19 protein-coding genes are annotated in these 19707 nt (G+C 46.2%); all 19 read left to right on the top strand.

Features of this window, described 5'->3' with window-relative positions:
• Positions 1–27 precede the first annotated feature (27 nt).
• The 19 genes from PIL01S_RS03465 (at position 28) to rimP (ending at position 19698) form a co-directional block, all read left to right on the top strand.
• Entirely contained in the window at positions 28–621 is a 594-nt protein-coding gene (locus PIL01S_RS03465) for a chemotaxis protein CheC (RefSeq protein ID WP_127536616.1), read from the top strand.
• On the top strand, positions 614–1111 hold the full coding sequence (locus tag PIL01S_RS03460) for a chemotaxis protein CheD (protein WP_095287809.1): 498 nt from the start codon (positions 614–616) through the stop codon (positions 1109–1111). Before PIL01S_RS03465 ends, PIL01S_RS03460 begins: the two co-directional genes overlap by 8 nt.
• A 4-nt stretch (positions 1112–1115) precedes the next feature.
• Positions 1116–1559: a hypothetical protein gene (locus tag PIL01S_RS03455; RefSeq protein ID WP_127536246.1), complete on the top strand. Its 444-nt coding sequence runs from the start codon at positions 1116–1118 to the stop codon at positions 1557–1559.
• Between the two features lie 15 nt (positions 1560–1574).
• Complete coding sequence (locus PIL01S_RS03450; RefSeq protein WP_095287807.1) at positions 1575–2363, top strand: FliA/WhiG family RNA polymerase sigma factor; 789 nt, start codon at positions 1575–1577, stop codon at positions 2361–2363.
• Positions 2364–2423: 60 nt separating this feature from the next.
• Positions 2424–3833 (top strand): DUF342 domain-containing protein, encoded by a 1410-nt coding sequence (locus tag PIL01S_RS03445; RefSeq protein ID WP_127536245.1) that lies wholly within the window; start codon positions 2424–2426, stop codon positions 3831–3833.
• Between the two features lie 51 nt (positions 3834–3884).
• The gene (locus PIL01S_RS03440; protein WP_127536244.1) at positions 3885–4199 is read left to right on the top strand and encodes a hypothetical protein; all 315 of its coding nucleotides are present in this window, start codon (positions 3885–3887) and stop codon (positions 4197–4199) included.
• Positions 4200–4265: 66 nt separating this feature from the next.
• Positions 4266–4835: a DUF6115 domain-containing protein gene (locus PIL01S_RS03435; RefSeq protein ID WP_127536243.1), complete on the top strand. Its 570-nt coding sequence runs from the start codon at positions 4266–4268 to the stop codon at positions 4833–4835.
• A gap of 3 nt (positions 4836–4838) precedes the next feature.
• On the top strand, positions 4839–5474 hold the full coding sequence (locus tag PIL01S_RS03430; RefSeq protein WP_127536242.1) for an endolytic transglycosylase MltG: 636 nt from the start codon (positions 4839–4841) through the stop codon (positions 5472–5474).
• Between the two features lie 272 nt (positions 5475–5746).
• Positions 5747–6445, top strand: a complete 699-nt coding sequence (rpsB, locus tag PIL01S_RS03425) for a 30S ribosomal protein S2 (protein ID WP_047842496.1) — start codon at positions 5747–5749, stop codon at positions 6443–6445.
• A gap of 120 nt (positions 6446–6565) precedes the next feature.
• The gene (gene tsf, locus PIL01S_RS03420; protein WP_095287802.1) at positions 6566–7216 is read left to right on the top strand and encodes a translation elongation factor Ts; all 651 of its coding nucleotides are present in this window, start codon (positions 6566–6568) and stop codon (positions 7214–7216) included.
• Positions 7217–7445: 229 nt separating this feature from the next.
• Positions 7446–8174, top strand: a complete 729-nt coding sequence (pyrH, locus tag PIL01S_RS03415) for a UMP kinase (RefSeq protein ID WP_095287801.1) — start codon at positions 7446–7448, stop codon at positions 8172–8174.
• Positions 8174–8728, top strand: coding sequence for a ribosome recycling factor (gene frr / locus PIL01S_RS03410; RefSeq protein ID WP_095287800.1), 555 nt, complete (start codon positions 8174–8176; stop codon positions 8726–8728). The genes pyrH and frr overlap by 1 nt, the downstream gene beginning before the upstream one ends.
• Before the next feature lie 89 nt (positions 8729–8817).
• A complete protein-coding gene (locus tag PIL01S_RS03405; RefSeq protein ID WP_095358604.1) occupies positions 8818–9585 on the top strand; it encodes an isoprenyl transferase in 768 nt (255 codons plus the stop codon).
• Positions 9586–9601: 16 nt separating this feature from the next.
• Positions 9602–10396 carry a phosphatidate cytidylyltransferase gene (locus PIL01S_RS03400; RefSeq protein WP_127536241.1) on the top strand — a complete coding sequence of 265 codons (795 nt, stop codon included), beginning with the start codon at positions 9602–9604 and terminating at the stop codon, positions 10394–10396.
• A gap of 77 nt (positions 10397–10473) precedes the next feature.
• The gene (locus tag PIL01S_RS03395) at positions 10474–11613 is read left to right on the top strand and encodes a 1-deoxy-D-xylulose-5-phosphate reductoisomerase (RefSeq protein ID WP_127536240.1); all 1140 of its coding nucleotides are present in this window, start codon (positions 10474–10476) and stop codon (positions 11611–11613) included.
• Positions 11614–11725: 112 nt separating this feature from the next.
• Positions 11726–12997, top strand: a complete 1272-nt coding sequence (gene rseP, locus PIL01S_RS03390) for an RIP metalloprotease RseP (RefSeq protein ID WP_127536239.1) — start codon at positions 11726–11728, stop codon at positions 12995–12997.
• Positions 12998–13059: 62 nt separating this feature from the next.
• Complete coding sequence (proS, locus tag PIL01S_RS03385) at positions 13060–14514, top strand: proline--tRNA ligase (RefSeq protein ID WP_127536238.1); 1455 nt, start codon at positions 13060–13062, stop codon at positions 14512–14514.
• A 143-nt stretch (positions 14515–14657) separates the two neighbouring features.
• Positions 14658–18980: a PolC-type DNA polymerase III gene (locus tag PIL01S_RS03380; protein WP_127536237.1), complete on the top strand. Its 4323-nt coding sequence runs from the start codon at positions 14658–14660 to the stop codon at positions 18978–18980.
• 256 nt (positions 18981–19236) lie between these two features.
• Positions 19237–19698, top strand: coding sequence for a ribosome maturation factor RimP (rimP, locus tag PIL01S_RS03375; protein WP_095287724.1), 462 nt, complete (start codon positions 19237–19239; stop codon positions 19696–19698).
• The last annotated feature ends 9 nt before the right edge of the window (positions 19699–19707 follow it).

Below are 19707 nucleotides of genomic sequence, written 5' to 3'. Positions count from 1 at the left end.
ATCTTCAACCGATTTGAGGGATTCCAAATGGATGTGCTCAAAGAGGTCGGTAACATTGGAGCAGGCAACGCCGCAACGGCGTTGTCTCAACTTCTAAATAGACCGATTGACATGGGCGTGCCGACAGTACAGATGCTCCCTTTTGAAGAAGTAGCTGAAAAAGTGGGCGGGGACGAACGAATCGTGGTGACTGTCTTTTTACGTGTTGAAGGCGAGGCGCCAGGTAATCTGTTCTTCATGATGACCCCGGAAGCCGCCAAAATGCTGCTGAACCGGCTTGCTGGTTTTGATCTGAAAGAGGGCCTCATGTTTACGGATATGGAACAGTCTGCGTTATCGGAAATCGGTAATATTCTGGCTGGATCATATCTTTCATCACTTGCAGATTTCACCAAACTGTCGATGTATCCAACGGTTCCCGGACTTGCCATTGACATGGCAGGGGCAATACTCAGCTATGGGCTGCTGCAATTTGGCGAAATGGGAGACGATGCACTTTTGATTGACACATCGTTCTTCGAAGGAGAAGATCAGGTGGAAGGTCAATTTTTCCTGATTCCCGATCCATTGTCATTTGCCAAGATATTTGAATCTTTAGGGGTGCCTCTGGATCATGATTGAAGAAAAAAGCGTCGTTAAAGTCGGTATGGCGGATTTGAACATTGCTCACCTTCCTGGCATAATCCGCACGACAGGGCTTGGTTCTTGTGTGGGGTTAACGATGTATGATCCGCATTTGAAGCTGGCTGGAATGGCGCATGTGATGCTTCCTTCTTCAGAGATTGCAAGAGAAGGAAAATTGAACACAGCTAAATATGCCGATACGGCGTTGCCTGAGTTATTAGAAAAGATGTTAAAACTCGGTGCATCTCGTTCACGTATCGTGTCCAAAATGGCAGGTGGTGCTCAGATGTTTGCTTTTTCAGGAGCTGGAGATACCATGCGTATTGGGCCGAGGAATGCGGAATCTTGCCGGGAATGGTTGCAAAAGCTTAATATTCCTCTTCTTGCTGAAGACACTGGTGGAAATTATGGCCGGACCATTGAAATGGACTGTGAAACAGGGATTTTAAATATTAGAAGTGTACAAATGGGTGTAAAGGAATTATAAAACTATGATAGGAAACTACCGCATTAATCTTGGAGCAGGCATAGTCGGATTTATTCTGACTTTTTTTGTAGCATACAGCAGCAATTTGTTGATGACCAGTTTAATTCGCGGGTTAATCGGATTCGTAGCCTGGTACGCCCTTGCTTTTGGTTTGCGCTGGGGGCTGGGGTTGCTGCTGACCCCGTCCGCAGGAAGTAAGGGTTTCGATTATGATCCCCAAATTGGTCCAGAAATGAGAGGTTCGCAGGTTGACATTAAACTCGAAGACGATGGACAAGAGCTAAACGACTTGCTCAAGAATGGACAGAACGCCTCCTCTGGGGAAGAGATTCCGCCATCCGAGACGAAAGCTCCAACGGGTTTCGCCCCTTTGGATCCGCCTAAACTGGTCCGGACCAAGGATCCGGAAGAAATGGCGCAGGCCGTTCGTCACCTGACAGACAAATAAGGAGGGTGAAAGCAATTGGACGAGCGTAAAGCTTCACATTTGAACCATGCTGATCTGTGGGAAAAGTGGAAAGAACACGGAGATCTTGAAGCCAAAAAAGCTTTAATTGAAAAATATCTTCACATTGTGAATTATGTATCCGGTCGTTTGGCTGTCGGATTACCCAAAAATGTCCCAAAAGATGATCTGGAGAGCAATGGCGTCATGGGACTAATCGATGCTCTTGAGAAATTCGACTATGAACGAGGCCTTCAATTTGAGACGTACGCCTCATGGCGAGTTCGTGGAGCGATCCTGGATGGTTTGCGTCAAGGAGACTGGGTTCCCCGTTCAGTGCGAGAAAAGGCTAAACGAATCGAAGATGCTTATCAGCAGCTGGAGCAAACCTATCTACGGTCAGTAAGCGATGAAGAAATGAGTCAGTATCTTGACGTGTCGACTAAGGACTTCCAACATATGCTCCAGGAAGTGGCGGTAATGTCACTGTGCTCTCTTGAAGACCCGATTCGGGAAGAAGAGTCAGAGACTCGTCTTTCTTTAATGGTCGATGAAAAGGCCAAAAATCCAGATTACAAAGTGAACGAGTTTTATCTGAAGGATGCTTTGGTTCAGGGACTCGATAAGCTGACAGTTAAAGAGAGAACGGTAGTTTCCCTCTTGTATTATGAAGACTTATCGCTTAGTGAAATCGCTGAAGTGATGTCTCTTTCACCATCGCGTATATCTCAGCTGCATTCCAAAGCCATTTTGAGACTCCGTGGAACGCTCGAAAAACAGAAGGATCTGTTAATGCGCAAAGATTAATAGAAAGCTTGATTACACGGATTTCGGGGAGTGGAAAGTCTAAAAGGAGGAAGAACTGCATTGACACAGCGAATTGCTTTGGAACAATGCCTTAGCGTTGTTTTATCGGAAGATAAAAGTACGGCCTACCTTGAGTTTTCCAAGCAGGAAGAAGGTTTCACCTGCACGCTGGATGACCTGGAACAGTTTATTGCGGGTCATGGCATTAAGTATGGTGTGCTGCGTGAGGCACTGCTCGTGTTTGTGAATCAACCTGAAACTTATATGAATACGCAGTTGAAGATCGCCGAAGGCATCGCGGCTGTTCCTGGAACAGACGGGTACATCAAGGTATTGGTTGGCATGGAAGATGCGAGTGAACGGCGGCCTCTGGAAGCGGAAGATGGCAAGGTGGATTACAAAGAAGTAACTCGGTTGAATAATGTAAAATCAGGTCAAATCATTGCCGAGCGCATTCCTCCAGTGGATGGCTCAGTAGGCCAGGCCGTTACTGGTGAGCAAATTCCTTTTCGACCAGGGAAAGACGCACGATTCAAAGTGGGGAAAAATGTTGTTATTAATCCGGATGGATCTGCAATGTATGCCGCTTTGGATGGACTCGTGACCAAAACGGAAGGGAACAAACTGAATGTATTCCCGGTATACGAAATAAATGGCGATGTAGACTACAATATCGGTAATATTGATTTTGTAGGTACGGTGGTCATACGCGGCAATGTACTGACTGGTTTTAAAATAAAAGCTGCGGGTGACATTCGCGTAGTCGGCGGTGTCGAAGGCGCAGAGCTAGAAGCAGGGGGCTCTGTTGAGATCACTGGTGGTATTATCGGATATAACAAAGGGCTTATTCAGGCGGGTCACAATGTCAAATGCACCTTTATTCAGGAAGGTAACGTAGATGCAGGTGAAGATGTTCTCGTCTCTCAAAGCATTATGCATTCCAATATCCGTGCAGGCAGGAGCGTGATCTGTGCCGGCACCAAAGGCCTTATTGTTGGTGGATCCATTCAAGCCGGTGAGAACGTTTCAGCACGAATTGTGGGGAACAGCATGTCGACAGTAACTTCGATTGAAGTTGGTGTTCTACCCAAATTGCGTAACGAACTGAGTGAATTGCGTAAAGGGCTCAGGGAACAGATGGATTCATTAGACAAAACGAAAAAAGCATTGGTACTGCTGGATCAATTAGCTGCTGCTGGACAACTGAGTCCTGACAAAATGGCTATGCGAGTTAAGCTTACGGCTACACAAAAGTCGGCACTTCGTCTTAATGAGGAAACCAAGTCACGTATATTCGAAATTGAAAAAGTATTGGAAGATACGAGCAGAGCCAGGGTGGATATTCTCAAGATGATTTACGGAGGCTCTAAGATAGTTATCGGCAGATACACCAAATTTATTAAAGATCCTGTGAGTAGAATTTCATTTTATTATCATGACGGGGACATTACGATGACTCCATTCGTTTAAGTACAGCATCAGGCACAGGTAGAAAACCATTCGAAACCGTGAGGTGAGCGTATGAGTTTTAAGGCAGTAGAGTTGCAGATTGCAGTACCACGAACAAGTGAAGCCGGTCGGTATCAGAGCGAATATCAGCAGCGGCCGGTCACGGACCAGAATTTACTGGCAGTGCAAACGGCCAAGGAAGCAGAAGAGGCAAGACAGCGCAGTGAAGCGATGGAAGAAACAACACATACAGGTGTACGAGACGGTCAATCTAGTAATGGAGAGCACGAAGGGGGTTCCCGGGAGCAGGAGACGATCCAGATGTCAGAGCAAGTCAAACCTGCGGAGCATCCGTACAAAGGAAAACATGTGGATCTGTCATTGTAACCCTTTCCGTATTACAAAAATGAAGACTTGAGCTTTGAAGGCGATATCCAAAGGAGAGGAACCAATTTGTCACCATGGGTTATTATTGTCATATTAGGTGCCTGTGCCATTGCATATGCATTCATCATGCCCAAGAAAAATAAGACGCCAGAACCGAGCCAACAATTAGTGCAAGAGATGGAATCCACACTGGAACATTATATGGCTGAAATCGAAAGCGATAATGATGCCCTTATTCAGCGTGTTGCTGAAATGAAGGGAGAGGCGGCAGCTGCAGATCAACGCATGCAAACGCAGCTTGAAGAATTGCAGAAGCGTCTCAATGAACTTGAAAAAAGCAAAGAGTCCGAAACCCATCATGTTTCAGATATTTCAAAGGATGAATTCAATGCGTTGCAGGCTCAGGCTCTTGTGGCCAGTATGAGAGATGACGCCACAAAGCAGATTTCAGAAACTGAGCCAACACAAAGTGGCCAAGTGCCTGTCAATGAGCGAGAGTCAATCAAAGATCGGTATTCAGAAGTGTTTCATTTGTATGATGAAGGCAAGTCAGTGGATGCGATCGCAAAACAGACCGGCATACAACGTGGAGAAGTACAGCTGATTCTTCAGCTGGCAGAACGGGAGGAAGGCTAAGAGATGGACAAGCGCTCCCTATGGATTGGAATTGGAACGGGCATGATCATTGGAGCAGTGCTGCTTCAGCTTGCCACAGTGGGACAAAACGCCCTATCTGACAGCAGTTTGGAAACGGATCCGGCTGCAACTGCAGCCAATCTGACGAAGGAAGAGCTGGAGTTGGCTGCCAAAAGCATGGATTTGAAGCTTGTCGGTACAGAGGACGAACTATATACGGAAGCCGAATGGGTACAAAAGAAAAAGCAGGAGAGCAGTGAAATGCAGGGGGAAACGGCTGTTGCTCCGAAGAAAGCAGAGGATACTAGTGATCCGGAAGCTCCCACAGAGCCTCAGCAGCCAGCCTCAAGTGGCAATGAGAGTCCGAATAATGTGAGCGAGCCAAAAGCAGCAGAGCCATCGTCACCGAATACGCCTCAAAAGGCAACAGTCACATTTAGAGTGCGTTCTGGTAACAGTTTGGCGATTGTCGCTGGAAATCTCGAGAAAGCTGGCATAGTAGATGATGCCCAGGCCTTCATTAAGGCGGGAAAGGCAGAGCGAATCAACACCAAGATTCAGGTGGGAACGTACGCACTTGAAAAAGGGGAAAGCTTCGAATCCATCATCGCCAAAATTACTCAAGAACCGTCAAGCTGAGTACACTCAGGCAAGACGGTTCTTTTATTTTATAGTCTAATTGGGCAATAATTATAGTCGGAGATTCCACATAACATAAAAAACGTTGTGCGACTAGGTATTTTGCTTTCAAAGACTGTTGCATCAGCCAAGCAGTTATGCTATATTAGATAACGGTGTTAAAACACACGCATGTGCTAATTTTGTTGAGGGTGCTTTCCTGATGGAGAGTCTTGGCGAAAAATGATGCCGGCGGAGGACACAATAAAAACCATATTAGGAGGTGTGTGAAGATGGCAGTAATCTCCATGAAGCAGCTTCTCGAAGCTGGGGTACACTTCGGTCACCAAACTCGTCGTTGGAACCCAAAAATGGATCGTTATATCTTCACTGAAAGAAACGGAATTTACATCATCGATTTGCAAAAAACGGTGAAAAAAGTCGAAGAGGCTTACAACTTCGTTAAAGGAATCGCAGGAGAGAATGGTACAATTCTTTTCGTGGGTACTAAGAAACAAGCTCAAGATTCTGTTAAAGAAGAAGCTGAACGCGCTGGTCAATTCTACATTAACCAACGTTGGTTGGGCGGCACTCTGACTAACTTCCAAACGATTCAAAAACGTATTGATCGTTTGAAACAACTGGAAGCTTGGGAAGAAGACGGCACATTCGCTGTATTGCCTAAAAAAGAAGTTATCTTGCTTCGCAAAGAAAAAGATCGTCTGGAGAAATTCCTCGGCGGTATTAAAAATATGAAAGGCCTGCCAAGCGCCCTGTTCATCATCGATCCACGCAAAGAGCGTATCGCTGTTGCTGAAGCTCGCAAATTGGGTATCCCAATTGTAGGTATCGTTGATACAAACTGCGATCCGGACGAAATCGATTATGTTATCCCAGGTAACGACGATGCAATCCGCGCTGTTAAGCTGTTGACAGGTAAAATGGCTGATGCCGTGATCGAAGCTAACCAAGGCGAAGAAACTTCCGCTTAATAGATTCGAACATAACGAATGAACTAAATGAAAAGGGTGGTTGGTAGGTGGATAACCTCTCACTGCCCTTTTTTTAGAGTGTACGTGTACGTACAATACTTATTTTGGAGGGAATTAATAATGGCAGTTAACGCGAGTGCAGTAAAAGAACTTCGTGAAAAAACGGGCGCTGGTATGCTCGATTGCAAAAAAGCACTGGAAGAAGCAAATGGTGATATCACAAAAGCGGCTGAAATTCTGCGTGAAAAAGGTCTTTCCGCAGCTGCAAACAAAGCAGGACGTGCAGCTACTGAAGGTACTGTAGAATCTTATATCCACGCTGGTGGCCGTATCGGTGTCCTGGTAGAAGTTAACTGCGAAACTGACTTCGTAGGTAAAACAGACCAATTCAAAGATTTCGTTAAAGACATCGCTATGCAAATCGCTGCAGCTAGTCCGAAATTCGTAACTCGTGAAGAAGTTCCTGCAGAAGAGCTGGAAAAAGAAAAAGAAATCTTGAAAGCTCAAGCGCTGAACGAAGGCAAACCAGAAAAAATCGTTGAGAAAATGGTTGAAGGCCGTATCGGTAAATACTACGAAGAGTACTGCCTGATGGAACAAACTTTCGTTAAAGATCCAGACAAAACAATCTCCCAATTGCTGAATGAAAAAATCAGCCAAATCGGTGAGAACATCTCCATCCGTCGTTTCGTTCGTTACGAACTGGGTGAAGGTTTGGAGAAAAAAGTAGATAACTTCGTAGAAGAAGTTATGTCCCAAGTGAACAAATAAGACGGTTTTATACCGGCAAGCAGAAATTGGTTTTCGAAGATATAAGAATGATAAAACTTCGAAGCAGAGCTCCCTTATATCTCAGGAAAACAGTGCCTAACCGGTTAATCGTTTTTCTAAAAGAGTGGAACACAGTCGTGTTCCTTTCTTTTTAAGCAGGAGGCCATGCGCGAGAAGTTTTGTTGATTGAACACCGAAGGTGCTCAAGTTTAAAGTGGAGGGTGAACAATTGGAACAGCCAGTATTCAAACGCGTTGTCTTAAAGGTTAGTGGGGAGTCCCTTTCCGGTCAAAACGGCTATGGTATTGATGCAGAGACGATCTCGTCGATTGCTCAGCAGGTAAAAGAAGTTGTTGAACTTGGTGTGCAGGTTGCCATCGTATGTGGTGGCGGAAACATCTGGCGCGGAATCGCCGGCAGCGAAAACGGCATCGATCGAGCAACAGCCGACTATATGGGAATGTTAGCTACAGTAATGAACTCGCTAGCACTGCAAGATGCATTGGAACAGATTGAAGTGCCTACACGTGTACAGACTTCAATTGCCATGCAGCAAATTGCAGAGCCATATATCCGTCGCAGAGCTATTCGTCATCTGGAGAAAGGCCGTGTCGTTATTTTTGCAGCAGGTACAGGTAACCCGTTCTTCTCCACGGATACAACAGCAGCACTGCGCGCAGCGGAGATCGAAGCAGAAGTCATCCTGATGGCTAAAAACAAAGTTGATGGCGTATACTCGGCCGATCCGTTCAAGGATAGTACAGCTGAGAAATATGAGCAATTGACTTACCTCGATGTACTTAACAAAAATCTTGGTGTAATGGATTCGACGGCGTCCTCGCTCTGCATGGACAACAACATTCCGTTGATTGTATTTGCCATTACAGAACAAGGTAACATCAAACGTGTAGTTCTGGGTGAACGCATCGGAACAATCGTTAAAGGGAGTGTAGATTAATGCCAGAAGCGGTTAAAAAACATGCCGAAGAACGTATGGATAAAGCAATTCAAGCGTTACGTCGTGATCTTGCCACTTTGCGTGCAGGACGTGCAACTCCGGCTCTTCTGGACCGGGTTCAGGTAGAGTACTATGGAGCAATGACACCACTTAATCAACTCGCGAATATTAGCACACCAGATTCCCGTACCCTGATGATTCAGCCATGGGACAAATCTTCTATGGGCGAAATCGAACGTGCGATCATGAAGTCGGATCTGGGATTAACACCGGCCAACGATGGTAATATGATTCGTTTGTCCATTCCTCCACTTACGGAGGAGCGCAGAACAGAACTCGTAAAACTGACGAAAAAGTTCGGCGAAGAAGGAAAAGTTGCGATTCGTAACATTCGTCGTGATGCGAATGATGATATTAAAAAAATGGAGAAGTCAGAGATTTCCGAGGACGAGTCCCGGAGACATCAGGACGATATCCAAAAATCGACCGACAAGTTTATTGCTGAAGTCGATAAGGTACTCGCTGCCAAAGAAAAAGAAATTATGGAAGTGTAAGACAAGCGCAGCCCCTCCAATACGGTGGGGTTTTGTCTCTTTTTCTAGTCTTCAGGTGAAGAAACTTCAGGGATTTTGGAGGAACAGGAATGATCAAACGGGTTCGGTCGTGGTGGAATGGGGCTGAAAAGCAGGAAACGCTGACTATATCCGAGGATAATATCCCGCAGCACGTTGCCATTATTATGGACGGGAATGGTCGATGGGCCAAACGTCTGGGTCTGCCACGCATAGCTGGGCATCAGAATGGCATGAAGGCAGTGAAACGTGCAACCATCGCGGCGGATGAACTGGGCATCAAATATCTGACGATGTATGCTTTTTCGACAGAAAACTGGACACGTCCAAAAGAAGAAGTGGATTTTCTAATGAGACTTCCACAAGAATTTCTGGCGATTGAGTTAGATGAACTTATAGAAAAGAATGTCCGCATACGCATGATGGGGCAGGAAGAGAAGTTACCTTCACATACCGTTAATGCCCTACGTGAAGCAATTCGTCTCACGGAACACAATACGGGGCTTGTATTGAACTTTGCAATGAATTATGGAAGTCGTCGAGAAATGACGGACTGTGTGAAGCAGATTGCACTGCAGGTCCAGTCGGGGGAACTCTCGGCAGAAGACATTACACCTGAGCTCATAGACAAACATATGTTGACTGTGGATATGCCTGATCCGGATCTGTTAATCCGGACAAGTGGAGAATTAAGGCTCAGTAATTTTATGCTTTGGCAGCTTGCATATAGCGAGCTATGGTTTACGGATATATACTGGCCCGAATTTGGCAAACAGCACTTGCTTGAAGCAGTAGCCGAATATCAGCGCAGAACAAGGCGTTACGGCGGTTTGAAATAGATGGAGGATGAAGCCGTTGAAACAGCGATTAACGACAGGGATAGTAGCAGGTGTGTTGTTTTTGGGTTTTTGCATGCTGGGCGGACCTTGGTATCATGGCCTGGTACTGCTTATGGCTCTCATCGGTTATTATGAATTTGTGAAAATGACGGGGGTACAACCTTTTTCAGGTGTAGCCCTGATTGGATATGTAGGTGTTTTTGCGCTTGTCTTTCCATGGGAAATGGTGTGGGAAGGCAGACCGCTGACGCTGTTCCAGATCAGTTGGCTGGTTATGCTTGTTTTAATGACGGCCTCGGTGATAACCAAGAACAGGATTCCTGTGAATACAATAGCCATGCTCTTTTTGGGTGTACTGTATATAGGCATCGGTTTTTATTATATTGCTGAGTCCAGACACCTTCATCACGGGCTCTTTTGGACATTCCTATTATTAGGCTCGATCTGGGCCAGTGACGCTGGTGCCTACTTTGTTGGGAAGCTTATGGGGAAAAACAAATTATGGCCATCAATAAGTCCTAACAAAACGGTGGAGGGCGCGTTGGGCGGTATTGTGATTGCCGTTGTAACATCTGTTGTGTTTGCGATGTTATCGGATGGCTTGTTATCTTGGCAGAGAGCAATATTGATTGGGCTCGCATGTGCTGTAGTCGGCCAAATGGGAGACCTAATCCAATCCGCTTACAAACGTGTGTACAATATTAAGGATTCCGGCAACCTTCTTCCGGGGCATGGAGGCATTCTGGATCGGTGCGACAGCTGGATTGTTGTGTTTCCATTTGTACATATACTAATGCTTCTGCCTTACTAATGTTTTGAACATAAGACGTGTATAACAAATGGATTCGAAATTATGCACGCAATGGATAAATAAAGATGAGGTGCAGCATGAAGAAAATAGCAATTCTCGGATCCACCGGTTCGATTGGAACTCAAACATTGGATGTCGTTGACATGCATCCTGAGCTTTTTCAGGTGGAGGGCCTGGCTGCCGGAGGGAATACTGAACTTTTAATCAAACAAGCCAATCGCTATCGGCCAAAGAAGGTATCGGTAGGTACCAAAGAATTGGCTGATACGGTCGCCCCGCACTTACCTGCGGGAACGCAGCTCTTCTATGGAAAAGAGGGCTTGGTGGAAGTGGCAGCCGGGACAGACGCAGATACTGTGGTGACAGCTGTTATGGGGAGCGTAGGGCTCGAATCAACACTGGCTGCCATTGAAGCAGGCAAACAAATAGGGCTTGCCAATAAGGAAACACTGGTGACGGCAGGACATATTGTGACAGCGCGAGCTGTGGAAAAAGGTGTCTCTCTGCTGCCGATCGATAGTGAGCACTCTGCGATATTTCAATGTTTGAACGGAGAAAACCGTAACCGGGTAGCAGGAATTACCCTTACGGCCTCAGGGGGCTCTTTCCGCGATTTCTCACGTGAACAGCTGCGGGATGTTACGGTTGAAGATGCCCTGAAGCATCCCAATTGGTCGATGGGCTCCAAAATCACGATTGATTCCGCAACGATGGTGAATAAAGGCTTGGAAGTAATAGAGGCTCATTGGCTGTTCGGGTTGACCTATGACCAGATTGACGTGCTGCTTCACCCAGAGAGTATCATACATTCCTATGTTGAATTTGAGGATACGAGCATCATTGCTCAACTTGGCAATCCGGACATGCGTGTTCCGATTCAGTACGCGTTAACTTATCCTGATCGGCTGCCTTCACCAGCACAGCGACTATCTTTGGCCCAAGCAGGCAAGCTGCAATTCCGTGAGATGGATATGGAACGGTTCCCTTGTTTAAGACTGGCTTATGAGTGTGGTAAAATGGGAGGGACTGCAACTACGGCATTTAATGCCGCGAATGAGGTTGCTGTAGCACGCTTCTTGCGCAAAGAGATTTCGTTCCTTAAAATAGAGGATATTATTGCTTCCGTGCTGGATGCACACCGCAATGTGGACAATCCTGATCTCGAAGAAATTGCAAGATGTGACCAGGAAAGTCGTAAACATGCTTTTAGTCTGTAATCCTTTTTCCTCACAAATATGGAAGAAGTGATTCTCTTGTGCGGCACCTTGGAATAATGATAATCTAAAGGGACAGACTTCGGTTCGTGCCGTGAAGGAGGATGGATAGGGATTGGAAACCATACAAGTTGTATTTCTAACGGTGCTCATGTTCTTTGTCATCGTGACGGTTCATGAATGGGGGCATTATTATTTTGCCAAACGCGCCGGTATTCTTGTAAGGGAATTTGCGATCGGTTTTGGTCCCAAATTGTTCTCATATAAAAGAAACGAGACCCAGTTTACATTGCGTTTGCTTCCATTTGGCGGATATGCACGTATGGCTGGTGAAGACCCCGAGCTTGTAGAAATCCAAGAGGGTCAGACCATTGCGGTTAGACCGATGGATGATCAAGTGAAAATGATTTATCTGGACCAATTGGATAATCGTAAAAATGTAATACGTGGTGAAGTGATCTCCATTGATATGGAGAATGCGTTGAAACTGCAATTGGATGTTGATGGAGAGGTACAACACTACCGCATACATCCACAAGCAATGCTCGTTAGTCGCGGTAAACAAACACAAATTGCTCCGAAAGACCGGCAGTTTGGCAGCAAGACGGTTGGACAACGGGCGATGGCCATTTTTGCTGGACCATTGATGAACTTCATTCTGGCTTTTGTCTTGTTTGCCGTATATGCACAAATGGCGGGAGTTCCTGTGGAAAACCCTAAAAATCTGCAAATCGGTGAAGTACTTGAGGGCGGCGCTGCCGACCAGGCCAACCTGAAAGAAGGAGATATCATTGAAACCATCAATGGTACGGCTATAGGTATTGATTCGCAAAAAATGGTGGCTATGATTGCTGAGTCGAAAGACAAGCCGATGGAATGGACCCTGCGTCGGGGAGATGAAACGTTCAATATAACGATTACGCCCCGCACTGTAGAGGGACAAGAGGGTGGTAAGGTAGGAATCGTGCCAACATTGCCAACCCGATCTGTTGGATTTGCAGAAACGTTCAAAGTATCAGGTTTAGCCATGGTGGATACCACAAAAGTCATCTTTGAAGGTTTCAAACATCTGATTAATCAGTTTAACATGGACGACATTGGCGGACCGGTACGTACATTTGAAGTAACAGGTCAGATTGCCAAACAGGGCATTGAACAGCTAACAAGATGGGCTGCTATTTTGAGCTTGTACCTTGGAATCTTCAACCTGTTGCCAATACCTGCGCTGGATGGCAGCCGATTGGTATTCCTTGGAATTGAAGCGCTGAGAGGACGTCCTGTTGATCCTAACCGTGAAGGCATGGTTCACTTTATAGGCTTTGCCATGCTGTTTGTACTGATGCTGGCTGTAACATATAATGATATACTACGTTTAATTAACGGATAATTATGGTTTGACTACACTCTGAATTTGCAGAGAGGGTCGTTATGGGAGGACGCTGGAGTCTTATGTCAAAGGAAAATGATAAACAATTCGTGACTGAAATCACACCACAGGGCGAGGATTTCTCCCGTTGGTACATTGATGTTATTAAAAAGGCCGATCTGATGGATTATTCGCCGGTTCGCGGATGTATTGTGTTCAAGCCGGACGGCTTTGAGATCTGGGAACATATCAAGGATGAACTTGATCGTCGTTTCCGCGAAACGGGCCATCGCAATGCTTATTTCCCGATGTTCATTCCAGAGAGCTTTTTCCAAAAAGAAAAAGAGCATGTTGAAGGATTTAACCCGGAATTGCCTTGGGTTACCGAAGCTGGTGGTGAAAAGCTGGAAGAACGTCTGGCCATTCGTCCGACTTCCGAAACCATCATTGGTCACATGTATTCCAAATGGATTCAATCCTATCGTGATCTGCCTGTTCTGATCAACCAGTGGGCTAACGTTGTTCGTTGGGAGAAAAGAACATTGCCTTTCTTACGCACAAGCGAATTCCTCTGGCAGGAAGGTCATACGGCTCACGAGACGGAAGAAGAAGCACGTGAAGAAACGATGCGCATGCTTGAAATCTATCGCGAAGTCGTGGAAGAGTATTTGGCTATCCCGGTTATCAGTGGTCAAAAAACGCCTTCAGAGAAATTTGCAGGTGCGGTGGATACATACTCCATCGAAGCGATGATGAAAGATGGACGTGCCGTACAGGCCGGAACTTCTCACTTCATGGGTACTAACTTTGCAAAAGCATTTGAGATTCAGTATCTCAGCCGGGAAAATGTGCTTGAGCATGCGTATACAACATCGTGGGGTGTAAGTACACGCTTGATCGGTGCGCTGATCATGGTACACGGAGATGATCGTGGCCTGGCACTTCCTCCAAAAGTGGCACCAACCCAAGTCGTGATGATTCCGATTGGACCGCCAAAAACGCGTGATGCCGTTGTGGGTCGTGCGGACGAACTGTTCGATGAACTGAAAAAAGCAGGCATTCGTGTTAAAATGGATGACCGCAGCGACGTTCGTCCAGGCTGGAAATTCAATGAATACGAGATGCGTGGAGTTCCAGTTCGTCTCGAGATTGGTCCTCGCGATATGGAAAATGGTGTATGTGTGCTTGTGTCTCGGATCACAGGTGAGAAAAAAGTAGTAGAGCAGGCGAATCTGGTGGAAGAAATTCAGAATATGCTGAATCAGGTTCAATCTGATATGCTGGAACGTGCACGCACATTTATGTCGGACAACTTCTACTCTGTAGATACGCTCGATGAGATGAAGGAATTGATGGAAAATAAACGCGGCTTTACGCTGGCCGGCTGGTGCGGCTCCGAAGCTTGCGAAGATAAAGTAAGAGAAGTAACAGGTGCAACAAGCCGGAACATTCCGTTCCAGCCTGCGGAAGAAAAGCATACGTGCCTGGCTTGTGGTGAAAAGGCGAAGAACACAGTAGTGTTTGCAAGAGCCTACTAGGTCATCATTAACAGGAATATTCACCGTATGAGTAAGTAATGGAAGGCTTCTGTCGGATAAAATGAGTCGGTGCGGGTTCGGATCGGGGACATTTTTGATTGCAGAAGCTTTTCATGTTTTAAGGGGGTACAAGGAGGAACACGATGAGTGGAATCGAGGAGAAACGAAAACGGTTTGAATTGTTGATGAAACAGGCAGAGCTACCTGCAGGTCTGACCGATCCCTATTTTCTGGACGGATGGATTGAACAGGTAGAGACGAATCGCAGCAACCGGGAATGGCATATCCTGATCTGTAAGGATACGTTGGTCCCTGCACCGATCTATCGTACTTTTAGCCTGCATATTCAGGAGAAAATGAATCATATCGCCAAAATTACATTTGGTTTTAAGTATACAGAGCAAGTGCAGCCAGGTGATATTGTCAGTGAATATTGGAATCTGTTTCTGGAATGGGTCACTCGCGAGATTCCATCCGTAAATGGGTGGATGAACCGAACTACCTTTGAATGTGAAGCAGATTTGCTGCAATTGACCATGAGTGATTCTACATCGATGGAGCTGGCGCGCAAGAAACAGATTGATCAAGCGATTTCAACCTTCTATGAAAAGTATTTTCATCTCCCGCTCCGCATTAAACTACAAGTTGGTGAAGTGGGAAGCAATAAGGAAGCAATGGAGCAGTTCCAGGCGCAGAAGAAGGTTGAGGAGCGACAGGTCATCGAACAGATGATGAGCGAAGTGACCGAAATGGAAGCTCCGGAAGACGAAGATCAGGGCGATGTACGCTTGCAGATGGGCTATGAGATCAAGGAGCCAGCTGTACCGATGCAGGAAGTTCAGGATGAAGAGAAGAAAATTACGCTTCAGGGCTCGATCTTTGGTCTGGACCGCAAGGAGCTGCGGAACGGAAATACGCTGTTTACCTTCTATCTGACCGACTTTACAGATTCGATGCAGATGAAGATGTTTGCGAAGACAAAAGAGGATGTTAAAATCTTGAGCCTTCTGGCCAATGGGAAATGGGTCAAGGTTCGCGGACGCGTAGAGTACGACCGGTTTATGCAAATTCCTGAACTGGCCATGATCCCTTCGGATCTGACCGAAATTAAAGCACCTCCATCACGAAAAGATACCGCGCAGGAGAAACGGGTGGAATTCCATCTGCACTCAACCATGAGTACCATGGATGCTGTAACCTCCATCGATAAATATGTGAAAACTGCTGCGGAGTGGGGACACACGGCAATTGCCGTCACAGATCACGGTGGAGTACAGGTCTATCCGGAGGCAGCCAAAGCAGCGAAGAAAAACGGCATCAAAATGATATACGGCCTAGAGGCCAATGTAGTGAATGATTCCGTTGCCGTTGTCTTGGCACCACAGCCAATTGATCTGAAAACAGCGACCTACATCGTATTCGATATCGAGACGACGGGTCTATCCGTTACACAGAACAAGATTATTGAGATTGCTGCAGTCAAAGTACAAGAGGGCAAAGAGATCGACCGGTTTGCCACCTTTGTAAACCCACATGAACGAATTCCGTACAACATTCAGCAATTGACCAACATTACGGATGAGATGGTCAAAGATGCACCGGAGCTTGAACCGGTCATTCGTGACTTTGTTGCGTTTGCGGGTGACGGCGTGCTGGTCGCGCACAATGCACGATTCGATATGGGCTTTATCCAGGCGTCCCTTAAAAATTTGGGTATGCCTGAGCTGCCAAACCCTGTGCTGGATACGTTGGAATTGGCACGGCTTTTGTATCCAAAGATGAAAAACCACCGACTGAACACATTGGCTGACAAATACAAAGTCGCTCTGGAAAGCCATCACCGGGCGATTGATGATACGATTGCACTTGCTGGAATCCTGAATGGACTTGTGAATGATGCAGCCCAGTTAAAAGGCTTAACCATGCTGGACCGGTTGAATGATTACGTTGGGGTTGATCTGTCGAATACACGTCCATTCCACTGCGGGATTTACGCATTGAATGATGTCGGCAAGAAGAATTTGTACAAGCTGGTGTCCTTGTCTCATACGGAATACTTCAAGCGTGTCCCATGTATTCCGAAGTCCAAACTGGTCGGCTTGCGCGAAGGACTGGTTATTATATCCGGATGTGAAAAAGGGGAGTTCTTCGAGGCTGTTCTGAATAAATCACTGGAAGAGGCCGAAGAAATCGCCGAGTTTTACGACATTTTGGAGATTCAACCCCTCACGATGTATATGCATCTAGTGGACAAGGGACTTGTGGCCACACCGGAGGAACTGAAACTTGCGGTTCGTAAAGTAGTTGATATCGGAGCCAAATTGAACAAGCCGGTTATTGCTACAGGCAATGTGCATTATTTGGAGCCGAGGGATAAAATCTATCGGGATATTACCATCCACGGAATTACCGGTTTCAGTCCGCTGAAAGACCAGCGCAAACCGGATGCCCATTTTAGAACCACTGCAGAAATGCTGGAGGAATTCCAGTTCCTGGGTCAGGACAAAGCCTACGAGGTTGTCGTCACGAATACGATAGAACTTGCTGATCGCTTTGAGGAAATCAAGCTGTTCCCGGACAAACTGTTTACGCCAATACTGGAAGGTGCGGACGAAGAAATTCGGAACACCTGCTACAATACGGCAAAGTCGATATATGGTGAAGACCTGCCTGAAGTCATAGTGGCACGCCTAGAGAAAGAGCTCCAGCCGATAATCAAATACGGTTTCTCCGCCAACTATCTAATCTCGGAACGTCTGGTGAAAAAATCGAATCAGGATGGTTATCTGGTAGGCTCCCGGGGATCTGTAGGATCATCGGTTGTTGCAACCTTCCTAGGCATCTCCGAGGTTAATCCGCTTCCGGCTCACTATATCTGTGTAAACTCTGAATGTAAGCACAGCGAATGGTTCCTGGACGGAAGTGTACCAAGTGGATTCGACCTTCCAGAGAAGGAATGCCCCGACTGCGGAGGCAGACTGAAGGGAGAAGGGCAAGATATACCGTTTGAGACATTCCTTGGCTTTAAGGGGGACAAGGTTCCCGATATCGATTTGAACTTTTCGGGTGATTACCAGCCACATGCTCACAACTACACGAAAGTACTCTTTAGTGAAAAAAGCGTGTTTCGGGCTGGAACCATTGGTACCGTTGCCGAGAAGACAGCCTTTGGTTTCGCCAAGAAATATGAGGAAGAGCATCATAAGAAATGGCGCGGAGCTGAATTGAATCGACTGGCTTCAGGTTGTACAGGAGTCAAGCGGAGCACGGGACAGCATCCCGGGGGCATTGTCGTTGTGCCGGATTATATTGAAGTGGAAGATGTCACTCCTGTTCAATATCCTGCGGATGACGTTACTGCAGAGTGGAAAACAACGCATTTTGATTATCATGCCTTTGAAGAGAATTTGTTGAAACTGGATATCCTAGGACATGATGATCCGACGATGATGCGGATGCTGCAGGATCTGACCGGGGTCGATCCAACCACCATTCCGATGAATGATCCAAAAGTCATGAGCATGTTTAACTCTACGGAAGCACTGGGAGTAACTCCTGAACAGATCCGTTCACCTGTTGCAACCTTTGGTGTGCCGGAGATGGGGACGAAGTTTGTACGTCAAATGCTTGTCGAATCCCAGCCGTCGTCTTTTGCCGATTTATTGCAGATTTCGGGATTGTCCCACGGAACAGGGGTATGGCTTGGAAACGCACAAGAATTGATCAAGAACGGTACATGTAACATTAAAACGGTAATTGGTTGCCGGGATGATATCATGTTATTCCTCATCTATAAAGCGGGGATGGATGCAAGTCTGGCCTTTAAGATTACAGAGAGTGTTCGTAAAGGGCGGGGGTTGCCTCAGGAGTGGATTGATGAGATGAAAAACTGCAAAGTGCCACAATGGTACATTGACTCTTGTCTCAAAATCCAGTACATGTTCCCGAAGGCCCACGCGGCCGCTTATGTCATTTCGGCAGTTCGTACTGCATTCTTCAAGCTGTATCATCCTATTGAATTCTACGCAACCTATTTTACAGTTCGTGCAGATGAGTTTGACATCGAGCTGGTGTGTCAGGGGTACGATGCGATCTATCGGAAAATTGTTGAAATTGAACAATTGGGTTTCCAGGCACCGCCAAAAGAAAAAAACATGCTTCCTGTGCTTGAGATGGCTCTGGAAATGGCAGCTCGTGGATTCTCACTCAAGCCGATTGATTTGTATCGTTCTGAAGCTACGAAATTTATCGTAGACGGAAATGCACTGGTTCCTCCATTTTCTGCACTGGCGGGAATCGGTGATAATGCAGCACGTAATATTGCGGCGGCAAGAGATCATGGCGAGTTTCTGTCGATTGAAGATTTTCAGCAAAAATCCAAGGCAAGTAAAACGATTGTCGAACTGTTGTCTGGCATGGGCTGTTTCCGGGGGCTTCCGGAAAGCAATCAATTATCCCTGTTTTAATGGAAGCTTAAGCCGTCAAAAAAACGCCTGTCAGAAGGTTGCGTAATTTTTTCTTCATTAGTACGCAATTGACCTGAAAGATCGCTTACTTGTCACTATTACCAGACTATGTTATAATTTCTGAAGTGAACGAGATAGTACGAATTTCTGAAGAGTGGGGAAACCCACTCTTTAGTCTTTGGTATACAAGAATCTTGGGTATTACGAAATTGTCGGCTTAACATGTCGGCGTAACCTAAGTTGGAGGTTATCGGTTTTGAGCACAACGAAGATTAAATCTACCGTGGAAGAAATGATCCAACCCTACTTGAATGAACAAGGCTTCGAGCTGGTTGACATCGATTACGTCAAAGAAGGCAGCAACTGGTTTTTACGGGTGTATGTCGACAAAGAGGGTGGCATCGACATCGATGATTGTGTCTTGATCAGCGAACAGCTGAGCGCCAAGCTGGATGAGAACGATCCGATTCCAACCGTCTATTTCCTTGAAGTGTCTTCTCCGGGAGCTGAACGTCCACTGAAAAAAGCGGAGGATGTTGCAAAATCCGTAGGGAAAAACGTATTTGTTACTACCTACGAAGCAGTGAATGGAATGAAGGAGTTTGAAGGTAAACTGCTTTCCTTTGATAACGGGGAACTTGTGATCGAAGCAGGCAAGAAGCAGTACACGGTTCCTTATGATAAGGTAGCCAGTGCGCGCTTGGCCATTCTGTTTTAAGTGCCTTGT

Source organism: Paenibacillus illinoisensis NBRC 15959, from assembly GCF_004000925.1.
In the GTDB taxonomy this organism is placed as follows: Bacteria; Bacillota; Bacilli; order Paenibacillales; family Paenibacillaceae; genus Paenibacillus; species Paenibacillus illinoisensis.
The sequence above is the reverse complement of the archived record's forward strand: the minus strand, read 5'-3'. Positions and strand labels throughout refer to the sequence as shown.

Bases quoted from the DNA above. Each gene is read 5' to 3' on its own strand.
- rpsB (WP_047842496.1), top strand. From the start codon at position 5,747: ATGGCAGTAATCTCCATGAAGCAGCTTCTCGAAGCTGGGGTACACTTC.
- proS (WP_127536238.1), top strand. From the start codon at position 13,060: ATGTCAAAGGAAAATGATAAACAATTCGTGACTGAAATCACACCACAG.
- tsf (WP_095287802.1), top strand. From the start codon at position 6,566: ATGGCAGTTAACGCGAGTGCAGTAAAAGAACTTCGTGAAAAAACGGGC.
- frr (WP_095287800.1), top strand. From the start codon at position 8,174: ATGCCAGAAGCGGTTAAAAAACATGCCGAAGAACGTATGGATAAAGCA.
- PIL01S_RS03430 (WP_127536242.1), top strand. From the start codon at position 4,839: ATGGACAAGCGCTCCCTATGGATTGGAATTGGAACGGGCATGATCATT.
- PIL01S_RS03440 (WP_127536244.1), top strand. From the start codon at position 3,885: ATGAGTTTTAAGGCAGTAGAGTTGCAGATTGCAGTACCACGAACAAGT.
- PIL01S_RS03455 (WP_127536246.1), top strand. From the start codon at position 1,116: ATGATAGGAAACTACCGCATTAATCTTGGAGCAGGCATAGTCGGATTT.
- PIL01S_RS03465 (WP_127536616.1), top strand. From the start codon at position 28: ATGGATGTGCTCAAAGAGGTCGGTAACATTGGAGCAGGCAACGCCGCA.
- PIL01S_RS03380 (WP_127536237.1), top strand. From the start codon at position 14,658: ATGAGTGGAATCGAGGAGAAACGAAAACGGTTTGAATTGTTGATGAAA.
- PIL01S_RS03395 (WP_127536240.1), top strand. From the start codon at position 10,474: ATGAAGAAAATAGCAATTCTCGGATCCACCGGTTCGATTGGAACTCAA.
- PIL01S_RS03405 (WP_095358604.1), top strand. From the start codon at position 8,818: ATGATCAAACGGGTTCGGTCGTGGTGGAATGGGGCTGAAAAGCAGGAA.
- PIL01S_RS03460 (WP_095287809.1), top strand. From the start codon at position 614: ATGATTGAAGAAAAAAGCGTCGTTAAAGTCGGTATGGCGGATTTGAAC.